The organism is Marinobacter arenosus, assembly GCF_019264345.1.
Lineage (GTDB): Bacteria > Pseudomonadota > Gammaproteobacteria > Pseudomonadales > Oleiphilaceae > Marinobacter > Marinobacter arenosus.
Genome location: NZ_JAHVAO010000001.1, coordinates 621,587 through 635,670 on the forward strand (window position 1 = coordinate 621,587; position 14,084 = coordinate 635,670).

Below are 14,084 nucleotides of genomic sequence, written 5' to 3' on the forward strand. Positions count from 1 at the left end.
GCCTTCATGACTAGCCGCTTCTGATCCGGTCATTTCCGTTCATCTTACCCGATCCGACAGGGTTCAGATTGGTCCACGATCAATTATTTATCGACCAGCCCAGTCAAGCGATGCCGGACACACTTGGAAAGTATCCGCGTCTCAACTTGATTGGTCATAACCAACGTCTTAATGTTCTTAATACCGTTATATCGCGAGGTATTGCATGGATGAAGCTCTTGAACGATGCCTGAGGGAGTTCTGTCAGGTGGACCTCTACCTGTGTGCGGGCGAACTCAGCCAGGATGACTCAAGCTACCTCATCGAACGACAATGGATGCAGCGAGCGGTGACGAGTCGAAAGCGGGAGTTTTATTCCGGCCGGTGGCTCGCTCGTCAAGCGCTGGAACGCGCAGGCGTGCCGGCCCAGGCCCTGGATAGAGGCCCCTTGGGCCAGCCGATCTGGCCCGACGGCGTCATCGGGTCGATAACTCACGGTCAGCACTACGGGGTGGCCGTTGTCGTACCTGCCGGGGCCATTCAGGGGATTGGCATCGACTTACTTGAGGACCCAACGGCAGTAGAGCGCCATATTGCACACCTGATTGTGCAACCTGACGAGGAATCTCTCCTTGTCGACCGTTTTCCCGGACTGCCTGCCACAGCTGTTGCATTCTGCGTAAAGGAAGCCGTGGTTAAAGCCGTCTCTGCTCACATTGGTCAATTCATGGATATGCGGGACATTCTTTTGATGGGCTCAGGGCCCCGCATTCGGGCTCGAGTCAACGGGTTTACCACCGACCTGGACTGCATCGTAATTGAAACAGAATTAGGTCTCTTGAGTGCGAGCTTTTTCCGCCTTCAGGAGTGAACTCTGTACCTTCTCCCGAGACGCCAATACAGCCTGCGGGATATAGCGCAATACCGTTTGCTATGCTAGTTTACATATTGTAACAACCGGTCTGACCGCATTCTGCCAGACCACATATTTCTTGGCATGGAGTCCCGCCGAGCTGTGTTCGTTGATCTCTATCTAGGGAAGGCAGAGAGATGGATGCTAGAGAGTCTCCCCCCGTTGTACCCGGGTTCCTGGCCCAGTTTGAACGTACCGCCCGGGAGTTTGCCGATTCTCCAGCTATATATGGCTCTGGGGGACCGGTCTCCTACGGGAATCTCTTCAACAACGCCCTCACCATTCAGGCAAAGATCGCTGATATAGGCGCCCCACAAGGGCCCCCGATTGCCATCCACACACGCAATCGTGAGTTGGCGATCACTGCCATCATTGCCATTCTTCGTCACGGCTGTCCCTATCTGCCCCTGGATCCCATGTACCCCGAGGATCGGCTCAACTATATGGTCAGCCACGCTGACGTGGTGCTCACCATCACCGACAACGACGATTTCAGGTCCCCTGTCGGCAGCCATTTGGACCTTCGGGAGCTGGACTTTGGTCATCGGCCAGAGTCAGCACCGGAAACCGCACCCATTGGACCAGAGACGGATGCGTACGTGATCTACACCTCCGGTTCGACCGGCAAGCCCAAGGGCGTCCGGATGAATCACGGCACGCTGGACAACCTGATCGCCTGGCAGAATAACCATTACGCTCCCGGGACACGCCTCAGAACCCTGCAGTTCTCGGCGTTGAGCTTTGATGTTTCCTTTCAGGAGACGTTTTCCACGCTGACTCAAGGTGGAACCCTGTATCTCGTCGAGCCGGAACTCAAGCAGGATTTCCGGAGACTGCTTGAGTTCATTGATGAAAAACAGATCGAACGGATCTTCCTGCCCTACATTGCCCTTCTTCAACTGGTCATGTGGGCGAACCGGCTTAAGCTCTACCCGGCGTCTCTCCGGGAGGTTATTACCGCGGGTGAACAGTTGGTCGTCAGTAAGGAACTGCGTACCGCCTTTAACCAAATGAAAGACGTCACCCTGATCAACCAGTATGGTCCTTGCGAAACCCATGTGGTGAGCGAGCATCAGCTCCATTGGCCAGCGGATAACTGGCCAGCCCTGCCCCCCATTGGCAAGGCCATTGACCAGGCAGAGCTCCTGGTACTGGACGAGCAGCAGAAGCCGGTTGAACACGGAGAAGTCGGCGAGCTCTATATCGCGGGCCCGGTATTGGCGCATGGCTACATCAATAGCCCTGAGCAGACGGAGCAGCGCTTTATCAGGCTTCCAGACCTGAACGGAGAACGAGCCTACCGGACGGGGGATCTCGTGAGCCTCGATGAGGAAGGTGAACTCCTTTACCGTGGACGGATCGACAACCAGGTCAAGATCAGTGGCTACAGGGTGGAACTCAGTGAAGTCGAAGCTCGGCTTCTGGACACGGGCCTGATCGAGGAAGCGGCTGCCGCCGTTCAGGAAATCAACGGGCAGAAGAAGCTGGTAGCGTTCGTCACCCCTGACACCGGGGCCGGCGACCTAGAGGCGTCTCTCAAGCACAAATTACAGGCATTGATGCCCGGCTACATGATCCCCAGTCGGTTTTTCTGGGTCAAGCAGCTCACCAAAACGCCTTCAGGGAAGATAGACCGCAAGTCCATGCTGGAATCGCTGGAAGCCGAAAGGCCGGCCTCCAATACCCGGCAGGGAGACCTGTCAGAAGCACTACTGGGAATCATCCGGCACGAACTGGATTTGAAGGATCTGACAACGGAAGACAATCTACAGGACCGGGGTATGGATTCCCTGGCCGCCAACCGGATCGCCGCGGCGTTCTATGAGCAACAACAGCTGTCGATTCCGGTCTATTCACTGTTCCAGTATCGGACACTCGGGCAGTTCCTCAACTACGCCGTGACCCGCCAAAGCGTGCCAGTAACGCGCGCAGCGGGCAGCCATCCAGGCGTCAATGACGGGCCTGCATCTCGTGATGTCGCGATCATCGGAATGTCCCTGCGAGTTCCCGGCGCCAATTCACTGGACGAGTTCTGGCAAAACCTCCTTGATGGCAAGGAGAGCATCACTTTCTTCACGCCGACAGACAAAGAACGTGGCCACGTCAACGCCAGGGGGGTTCTGGATGATCCTCTGGGGTTCGATGACCGTTTTTTTGGCATCAGCCCTATCGAGGCGGAGTTTATCGACCCCCAACAGCGTTTGCTGCTCGAGCTTGCGTGGCATGCCCTGGAGAATGCCGGGTATGACCCCGAACAGTTTGCCGGACGGATCGGGGTTTATTGCGGCGTCGGAAATAACACCTACTACCTCAACCATGTTCTCAAAAATCAGGAGAAGCTGGAGGACTACGGCGCCCTTCAGGCCATGGTCGCGAACGAAAAGGATTACGCCGCCACTCGCCTCGCCCACAAACTTAACCTGGTTGGCCCTGCGCTGAGCATACACAGTGCGTGCTCGACGTCGCTGGTTGCGGTGGCTGAGGCCGTTGAGGCGATTCGACAGGGGCGTTGCGATATTGCCATAGCCGGTGGTGCATCACTGACGTTTCCGCAGCAACAACCCCATACCCACCAGGAAGGCAGCATCTATACCCGCGACGGCCATACCCGCCCCTTTGACAAGGACAGTTCAGGCACAGTGTTCAGTGATGGCGGCGGTATCGTGGTCCTGAAACGACTGGACGATGCTCAAAAGGACCGGGACTACATTTACGCCGCCATTACCGGTGTGGCAGTCAATAATGACGGCGCCGAGAAAGGCAGTTTTTCGGGACCCAGTGTGCAGGGCCAGAAATCGGTCATCCTGTCGGCGATCAATGATGCACGCCTTGATGTCAACGGCGTTGGGTATATTGAAGCCCACGGGACCGCTACGCCCATTGGCGACCCCATTGAGGTCTCGGCCCTGAGTGCCGCGTTTGCGGATTACACCCCCAAGAAACAGTTTTGCCACCTGGGTTCGGTAAAGAGTAACTTCGGCCACCTGACGGCAGCAGCCGGTGTCGCCGGGCTCATCAAATGCGCCCTCGCCATTGATCGCGACGCGATCCCCCCATCGATTAATTTCGAGGCACCCAACCCGGAACTGTCCCTGCCCCAGACGCCATTCATGGTCGCGCAGCGCACAACGCAGTGGAACAAGCCAAAATCAGAGCGTATTGCCGGCGTCAGTTCTTTCGGGATCGGCGGCACCAATGCTCATGTATTAATCAGGGGCATTGAACCTACCGTGCTGCCAGAACAGTCGGAAACGCCTGACTGGGTGCCACTGTGTTTCAGTGCCCATTCTGCAAAGGCATTGTCTGCCCTACTGGCAAGCTTTCAACCGGTCCTGAATCAATCCAGCGAACGGGCAGATAGAGCCCAGCTTGCCAGCGCACTGATCCATAATCGTCGGGCATTCCGTTATCGCATGGCACTGCCCCAGAACATCAGCGTCCAGGAGCTGATCTCACGGATTGAGGAAGCCGAGGATACGGAGCCCTCCTTCGTCGCGCCGACTGTGGCGCTGGCCTTCCCGGGTCAAGGTTGTCAGGTAGCCGGAATGGGGCATGCTCTTCATGCCGGGGTGCCGGCTTTCAAGGCCGCGTTCGACGAATGTGCGGACATCCTCGCAACGCAACATGCACTGGATGTCCACGCCTTGATGTTCGAATCTGGTGATCCGTTGAAGGAAACCCAAAAAACCCAGATCAGCCTGTTCTGTATCGGCTACTCACTCGCCATGACGCTGCACGACCTTGGGGTCAGGCCCCAGGCGGCGATTGGCCACAGTATTGGTGAGCTGGTGGCAGCCACCGTATCGGGAGTGTTCGACTTACCAACGGCCATTCAGGTGGTAATGACCCGCGGAGAAGTCATGCAGGCCCAGCCATCAGGTTCAATGCTGGCGGTCCGCGCCGGCGTCGACCAGCTCTCTGGGTCGTTGCCCGACGGGGTTGTTGTCGCAGCTGAAAACACGGCCGACGCCTGCACGGTGTCCGGAGACCCTGATGCCATTGCCCAAGCAACCGCAATTCTGGAACAGCATGGTGTCAAATTCCGGGCCCTGAATACATCCCACGCCTTCCACTCCCCTGCTATGGATGCCGCCTGCGACGAGTTTATTCAGCGATTGGAGGGGGCGCGCCTTCATCCCCCTCGCATCCCGTTCATTTCCTGTGTTACCGGCGACTGGATAACCGATCAGCAGGCCACGGACATCCGCTACTGGGCCACGCAGATTCGGGAGCCTGTGCAGTTCCGAAGAGGGTGTCAGACTCTTGGAGCACTGAAAAACCTGATCGTCCTGGAATGCGGACCGCAAAGCACGGTCTCCGGAATGGCTTTACAGAATCTGGACGATAAATCCGACCTTGACCTGATTCCCCTCGTTCCGGACGCCGGGAACCCCGAAAAAGAAGCGTCATCGTTTGCTCGAGCGCTGGGACAGGCGTGGTCCGCAGGGCTATCGCTGGAATGGCCCTGTGGGACCGTAGATCCCGCACTGCGAATTCGATTGCCCGGGTATCCTTTCCAGCATCGGACCCATGTTATTGAGCCTGAGTCGGCCATTCCGGCGATGACGGATGCCTCCAACAGTGCGGCAGCCACCCCTCAGGTGGCTGCCGCCGATCGTTCACAGAATTCGGCTGGGCAAAGCATGAAAGACACTATTGCGGACAAATTGCGCACTTTGTTTTCCGACATATCCGGCATGGATCTCAGTCAAGCCGAAGGCAATGCGACGTTCTTCGAGCTTGGACTGGATTCCCTGTTGTTGACGCAATCAACCCAGAAAATCAAAAAGAAATTCAAGGTAAACATTACCTTCCGCCAGCTTCTCAATGACTGCGGTAACCTCGACAAGCTGACAGAGTATCTGCTCAAAGAAGGTGCAGAAGTGGATGGACACACGGTGGGTCAGGGTCCCTCGGGCCCCGCACCAGTCCCTCAGCATTCCGCCAGTACCGACGCGACCCAGGCACCGGCCACCCCAGATCCGACCGATCGTTTGCCTGCATTTGCACCGCCATCAGGGTCAAACGGAGACATACCGTCGTTGTTGCATCAGCAAATGCAGATCCTGCAGGGGCAATTGGCGCTGTTATCATCGCTATCCAGCCAGCCATCCGGCAGTGGATCCGTTCAGACATCTTCCGGGAATTCCGGCCGTAACAGTGCGCGGGGATCATCAGAGGGCTCTCCGCTCAAGCCTTTCGGGGCCGGTACGCGCATCAATGTTAAGCGCAGCAATGATATGACGCCAGAGCAACGGCAGAACTTCGAGAAACTGGCCGCGCGGTACAACACTCGATTTTCCCGCTCAAAAGAATTTGCACAGAGCAATCGCAAGCAACTTGCCGACCCAAGGGTCGTGTCGGGCTTTCGCAATGTCATAAAGGAGGTCATATATCCGATTGTTGTTGAGCGCTCTGAAGGGCCCTACCTATGGGATATCGACGGCGGAAAGCTGATCGACGTCACCTGTGGTTTTGGCAGTAATTTCTTTGGTAATTCCGCGCCTTTTATCAAGGAGGCCATTTCCAGACAGTTGGACCTTGGCTATGAGATCGGCCCGCAACATCCCCTGGTAGCTGACGCCTCCCGCCTGTTTTGCCAGATCACGGGCAACGAACGCGTGGCATTCTGCAATACCGGCTCTGAAGCGGTTCTCGGAGCCATGCGTCTGGCACGGACGGTCACTGCCAAGGAAAAAGTCGTGATCTTCGAGAACGACTACCATGGAATCCATGACGACGTCATCGTTACCCGGGGAAGCAACGGTTTTGCGGTTCCCGCGGCCGCCGGCATTCCCGAATCCGCCGTCGAAAACATGATCGTTCTGGATTATGGCAGTGACGAATCCCTCGACTACATTCGGGAGCACTCCGAAGAAATCGCGGCCATCCTCGTGGAACCGGTACAGAGTCGCCATCCAGGGCTGCAGCCAAAACACTTCCTCCAGAAAGCGCGAACACTGTGTACCGAAAAGCAGATCGCACTGATTTTTGATGAGGTAATCACCGGCTTCCGCATCCACCCACGGGGTGCCCAGGGTTACTATGACATCGATGCCGATATCTGCACCTACGGCAAAATTGTGGGTGGCGGTCTTCCCATTGGAGCCATCGCCGGAAAAGCCCGGTTCATGGACGCCCTGGACGGGGGTCAGTGGCAATTCGGCGACGACTCGGGGCCCGAGGTGGGGGTTACCTATTTTGCTGGCACCTTCGTTCGCCACCCGTTGGTGTTGGCCGCAGCGGTTGCTGTCCTGCAACGGCTGACCAACGAGCCGGAACTTCAGGCCACCCTCAATGAACGGGCGAGCCAGATGGTGAGTGACATCAACCATTATGCTCAGATGGTGGGTGCACCGGTGAAAGTCGAGAATTGCGGATCCATGTGCAAGGTGAAGATCCCTCAGGACATCGCGTTCGAGGAACTGATTTACATTCTTCTCCGCGAGAAAGGCATCCATATTTGGGATGCCCGACCGATGTTCATCACCACGGCCCACAGTGACGAGGACATTAGCGTCATCGTCAACGCCTTCAAGCAGGCCATGGATGAAATGATCGCGATGGACTTTTTCCCGACGAACCAGAGTTCGGATCAGCCGGTCCATGCCAGCGATCAACGGCCACCGGTGGAGGGCGCCCGATTGGGACGCGACGAATCCGGGAAAGCCGCCTGGTACATCCCTTCCAAAACGGACAAGAACCAGTTCGAGAAATGGGCAGGTTAACCGCTTATGAATACGGCCGTTTTGAATTACGTTGATCGACATGATCCCTTTCAGTTCGGCGAGCTCGAAGGGGTCATTATCTCCACCGAATCCCAGCGTGAAGTGTGGTTGGCCGCTCAGTTTGGCGACGGCGCGAGCGCCGCCTTCAACGAATCGGTGTTCGTCAATCTCCAGGGGCACGTCAATCACACTGCGTTAAACGGCGCTCTGCAAGCACTCTGGGATCGCCATCAGGCCATGCGCGGGTGTTTCAGTGATGATGGGGAGGAAATGGTGATCTACAAAGATCGCCCTGCCCCAATCTACGCCCATGATTTTTCATCACTTGCGCCGGACTTGCGAGACGAGCAGATTACGTTATTGGCTCAAAGTGCCGTCGTCGATGCCTTTGACCTGTTCAACGGCCCTCTTGCCCGATTGGATGTTATTCAGTGTTCCAGTTCGGAAACCCGGATCCTCCTGACCCTGCATCACTCAATCTGCGACGGCTGGTCGTTGTATATCCTTGCCAGCGAACTCGGCAAGCTCTACTCAAACCTCATTGCACCGTCGAACCCATCGCTGCTTGAGCCTGCCCCGAGATTCAGCGACTACGCCGATTGGGAACGCAGTGACGAAACCCGGCCGTTACGGGAACGCAGTATCGACTACTGGACAGACCGATTTGCCCAGGGAATACCGGCACTGGACCTCCCCTATGACCGGCCTCGATCCTTCTCCCGTAGTTTTGAGGCATTCCGACTGGACAAAGACCTCCCCATGGACCTTCTGGGGGACATGAAAAAACTGGCGGCGAGAAACAGCAGCACCATCACGACGGCGCTGATTGCCACGTTTGTCGCCTACCTGAATCGTATCTCCGGATGTGAGGAAATAGTCCTGGGCATCCCCTTCGCCGGACAGATGGCCAAGGAAGAACACAGCCTGGTGGGCCACTGTGTCAATATTATCCCACTCTACATCACTGTGTCGGGCGAGGATTCGTTCGAGACCCTGCTCCAAAAAACGCAGCAGAACATGCTTGAAGCCTTCGAGCATCAATACCTGACGTACGGCACGCTTCTAAAGACCCTGGGCGTTGCCCGCGATCCATCCAAGCCACCCTTGGTTTCGGTCATTTTCAACGTGGATCAGGCCAACGAGTCGGATTTTCAATTTGCCGGCCTGGAGGCTTCGTTTCAATCAAACCCCCGCGCCTTTGAGAACTTTGACCTGAACCTGAACATTACCCTGTCCGATGCTTCAGCGGTGATGGAGTGCACTCACAATCTTCAGCTGTGGGACACAGAAACCATGAACCGCCGTATGGAGGAATTACAGATCCTCATGCGTCGGGTTATCGGCAATCCCGGTGTTGCTATCAAACAACACAATCTCATTCGGGACGAAGAGCTCGCTTTCTACCGCGGTCAATGGGAAGCGGCTTACCGTCCGTACGACTTTGAACATACAAGCCTTCATGGCCTTGTTGAATCAGCAGCTGACCGGTTCCCGAATCGAACCGCGTTGGTGTTTGAGGACGCCGAGCTGACCTTCAGCGAACTGGACAGCCAGGCAAACCGCCTCGCGCACTGGTTAATGGATCAGGGTGTCGCCGCAGAAACGGTGGTTCCCATTCTGATGGATCGCTCTTTCGACATGCTCATCGCGATCAACGGAATTCTGAAGGCGGGCGGCGCCTACCTGCCTCTGGATCCGGACCACCCCCACGACCGATTGGCGTTTATCCTGGATGAAGTTGGCGCAACGTTCGTTCTGACGCAATCAGAACTGAAAAGCCGTGTGCCTGTTTCCGTTCGGGCCGTTGCAATTGATGCCGGGGAACCCGACCTGACGGACTATCCAGATCAGCGTCCCGATGTCGACTATTCCTGCACACAGCTCGCCTACGTGATCTACACCTCCGGCTCCACCGGAACGCCAAAAGGTGTGATGCTGGAACATCGGTCCATCTGCAATCATATGTTGTGGCTGCAGGAGACGTTCCCTCTGGATGAGTCGGATGCTGTAATGCTGAAAACGCCGTACACGTTCGATGTATCACTGTGCGAGCTTTTCCTGCCTCTGATGACAGGCTGCAGATTGATCATTGCCCGCCCGGGCGGACATAAGGATCCGGAGTACCTGGCAGCCCTGATAAATCAGCATCAGATCTCCCACGTCCATTTCGTTCCATCCCTGGCATACCTGTTTCTCGATATCTGTCGTCAGTCCGATTGCCCCTCCCTTAGACGGCTGATCCTGGCCGGTGAGGCCGTCAGCACGGAACTCGAAGCCCGGATCACCGAGGCATTTCCCGACGCGGAATGCTGGAACCTCTACGGTCCGACGGAGGCGGCGGTACACGCCAGTCTGTGGCAATGCGGCAAAGAGATCTTTGACCACACCGTACCGATGGGCAAAGCCCCACCCAACACCCGGTTATACGTGGTTAATCAACAGATGCAGCTGCTTGGCCCCGGCCTCATCGGCGAACTCCTTATTGCGGGTGTCCAGGTCGCTCGCGGGTACATGAACCGACCGGACCTCACGGCCGATCGATTTATTGACGATCCGTTCTCCGATGAGCCTTTCAGGGCTTATCGGACTGGCGATCTCGTCAAGATGCGGTCAGACGGGGTGCTCGAATACATAGGTCGAAACGATTTCCAGGTAAAACTTCGGGGGCTGCGCATTGAGCTTGGCGAGATAGAATCGGTGATTCTTCGATTCCCCGATATTACCCAATGCGCCGTGCTTGCTCGGGAAGATCGCAAGAACGATCAGCGCCTCGTTGCCTATCTCGTGGCAAAATCAAAGGTTGCAGAATCGCTCTCAGAGCTGAAGACGCATATCGGGCAGAACCTGCCTGACTATATGGTGCCGCAGCATTTCATACAGCTGACCGCACTGCCCCTGACCTCCAGCGGTAAGGTAGACCGTAAGGCCCTACCCTTGCCCGATCCTACAGCTGCCGCAGAGTCCGATTATGTTCCGCCAGCAACCCGAACCGAATCGGACCTGTGTGACCTATGGTCCAGAGTGCTTGGCGTTTCCAATCTGAGTGTTAACGCCAATTTCTTTGACCTGGGCGGGCATTCCCTTCTGGGAACGCAGATGCTGGCCCAGATCAAGAGCCAATACGGAATTCCTCTGGGCCTTGGCAAGTTGTTCGAAGCACCGACGGTCCGAACGATGGCTAAATTGATAGATCAAGAACGGCAAAGTGGGCCACAGACGCAACAGATTTCACCGCGCCCCCACGATGCAACGGTTTATGCGATTCCACAGCAACAGGTCTGGTACCTCTACGAAAAGATCGTTCCGGACTCTTATGCGTTCAATCTTCCGGCTGTGTTCCGTTTCGAGGGAGATCTGGACATAGCTGCGTTGGAGCGCGCGTTCAATACAATTCTGCAACGCCACGAGATACTGAGAGCCAACTTTATCAATCCCGATGGCGAAGTTCAGATTCTCGTCGACGAATTCAGGTCGTTGGACCTTCAACCGCAGAATCTGTCTGACTATGGCGCAGACGATCTCGACAGCCTGGAACAGGCCCTGCGTTCGCAAGTGGCAGAGAGCTTTGACGTGGCATCAGGCGCCTTGTTCAAGGTCTGGTTGATCCGACTCGATGACAGGGACCACATTCTTTTCCTGATGATTCACCATCTGGTGTTCGATGGCTGGTCGTTCGATCTGCTTCTGAAAGAAATGTGTACCCTCTACAACGCCTACTCCCAGGGCTTGGGAAACCCTCTTCCCCCCCTGCCCGTTCAGTTTCAGGACTTTGCACTCTGGCAGCGTGACTGGTTGCGCAGTGATGCCGTGAATAGTCAGTTATCCTTCTGGAAGAAACAACTGGCCGGAGAATTACCGGTACTGGAGCTTCCCACGGATTACGACCGGCCCCAGACCCAGCCGCACAGGTCGGAGGGGGTGAAATTTGACATTGACGAGCAGGCAATCGGCGCTCTGGAATCATTTGCAACGCGCCATCACACGACCCTTTTCATGGTCCTCCTGTCGCTCTACGTACTGATGTTGCATCGATTCAGCCGACAGAAAGATCTGATCGTCAATGTCCCGGTCTATGCCAGAAACCAGGACGAACTGAAGGATGTCATCGGGCCGATGATCAATGTGCTCGTTTGCCGGTTCCGGCTGGCGGGCAGTCAGTCGTTCGGTGACATTATTCAGCACGTAAAGGAAACCATTCTCAACGCCATAGACAATCAGGATGTGCCGTTCGATCTTCTGGTGCGAACCATCAACCCCCCCCGGGATCAGTCGCGCAACCCCATTGCCCAGACCTTGTTCAATTACCAGGATGTCCGCAACCGGCAGGACCAGATGAATGGAATCCATCGATCCCAGATAAACCTCGACCGGGTGGGCGTCGAGACAGATCTTGATGTCTGGTTCAAGAGGCAGGTCAGCGGAATGCAGGCGGGTTTCGAGTACCCGATCGAACTCTTTAAACGCGAAACTATCGAGGCTTTAGTGACGAATTTTAAAGATAGCGTTCAGGCGCTGACCGAACAACAGGAGGAGCTGGATATCCAGCAGATGGTCGGTGCCACTGCGCAGGAACTGGAGAAAATTGCGGCCTGGAATCGGACCGACACCCCCTGGAACTTCCAGCAGGGTTTCCTCACCGAGTTTGAACGGCAGGTCAACGCGAAACCCGATCAACCTGCCTGCCAGGATGATCGTTCATGTTACAGCTACCGTGAACTCGATCAGCGTGCCAATCAACTGGCAAGGTTCCTGTCCGATAAAGGTGTTCAACAGCACGATGTCGTCGCGCTCCTGCTTGACCGGAATGTCGATTTACCGGCGACTGTCATCGCACTCTGGAAACTGGGCGCCGCTTACGTGCCGCTGGACCCGGTATACCCCGAAGAACGGGTCAGGGCCATACTCGGTGTCGCTGGCGCGAAGGTGCTGGTGACATACTCCGAATTCGCCGGTGCCCAGTCCGCACACGACGGCACCACCCTCTTACTGGACCAGGTGGCCACGGAAATTGCGGCGCATAGCACGGAAACTGTCAGCACGAGCCTGAAACCAGAGCAGTTGGCCTATGTGATATTCACCTCAGGCTCCACGGGCGTCCCCAAAGGCGTGGAAGTCAGTCATGGAGCACTGCATAACTTCCTCAAGGCGGTGGCTGTGGAACCGGGACTTGGTGAGCACGACAGGCTACTCGCCATCACTACCCTGGCCTTCGATATTTCTCTGCTTGAGCTGTTCCTGCCTCTCACTGTCGGGGCAACGGTGTTTGTGGCGTCGACAAACCAGAGCAGTGATCCTCACCAACTCCTCTCACTGATTGACCGGCACGGAATCACAACCGTCCAGGCTACACCAGCCACCTGGCGGTTGCTGATCAATGCCGGGTTTGAGCCAACAACGCCCATCAAAGGCCTGATCGGGGGCGAAAAACTCCCCCCCGACCTCGCAGAAAATCTAGTCAATCAGGGCGTTGAGCTGTGGAATATGTATGGCCCGACCGAAGCCACCGTCTGGACCAGCTGTTACCAGATTTCAAAAGCTGAAGCTGGAATGTGGCCACGGATCCTGATTGGACGGCCGCTCGCAAACACACAACTGCATGTTCTTGATGAACAGGGCGCTCCGCTCCCGCTTGGCGTCTTTGGCGAACTGTGGATCAGTGGTGCGGGCCTGGCAAACGGCTATCGTGGCAATCCAGAGCAAACGGAAGAACGTTTCGTTTCTTCTCCGACCGGTGAGCGGCGCTACCGCACCGGGGACAGAGCCCGCTGGACCCGGGACGGCCAGATTGAGTTCGCAGACCGCCTCGACAACCAGGTCAAAGTGCGCGGGTACCGGATTGAGCTTGAAGAAATCGAGATCAATCTCCGCGCTCATCCAAACATCTCGGATGCCGCTGTCGTCGTCCAGAGCTTCAGCTCAGACGATCAGCGTTTGGTCGCCCATGTCACCTACAGTGGCGATGACCAGCCCACCGGCAGCGAATTACGCAAACACCTCCGGAAATTTTTGCCGGACTACATGATGCCCCAACAGTTTTCAGCCCATGAGGCACTTCCTTTGCTGCCATCGGGCAAAGTTAATCGGAAGCTCCTGGCGGAGGTCAATGATACTCAGGCCCCGAGTCGCGGCGTCCCTCATCGGGAGCCCAACGAAACCGAAGCCCGCGTGATGGCCATCTGGAAGGAGTTGCTCAAGCGGGACGAAGTGGCGCTCGACGATCAATTTCTTGACATAGGGGGGCACTCGCTCCTGGCATTAAAGGTTATTGTCGATATTGAAAAAGCCTTCGGTGCCAGGCTGATGCCTCAGGACCTGTGGGTAAATACACTGGAGCAACTGGCCAAGCTGATTGACCAGAAACAGGCTTCATCCAATGCCGAAACCGGAAAGAAGACCGATAACAACAAACCCATGAAAACCGGACGGGGCATGTTCAGACGGCTTTTCGGCGCATCGTGACACGG

General features: G+C 56.2%; 3 protein-coding genes. All 3 read left to right on the forward strand.

Translation table 11 applies throughout. The annotated features are described in order from the left end of the window. Window positions 1-205: 205 nt before the first annotated feature. A complete protein-coding gene (locus KXD86_RS02865) occupies window positions 206-850 on the forward strand; it encodes a 4'-phosphopantetheinyl transferase family protein (RefSeq protein ID WP_218634579.1) in 645 nt (214 codons plus the stop codon). Window positions 851-1,029: 179 nt separating this feature from the next. Next, the gene (locus tag KXD86_RS02870; RefSeq protein WP_218634580.1) at window positions 1,030-7,620 is read left to right on the forward strand and encodes a polyketide synthase; all 6,591 of its coding nucleotides are present in this window, start codon (window positions 1,030-1,032) and stop codon (window positions 7,618-7,620) included. A gap of 6 nt (window positions 7,621-7,626) precedes the next feature. After that, window positions 7,627-14,079 carry a non-ribosomal peptide synthetase gene (locus KXD86_RS02875; RefSeq protein ID WP_218634581.1) on the forward strand — a complete coding sequence of 2,151 codons (6,453 nt, stop codon included), beginning with the start codon at window positions 7,627-7,629 and terminating at the stop codon, window positions 14,077-14,079. The last annotated feature ends 5 nt before the right edge of the window (window positions 14,080-14,084 follow it).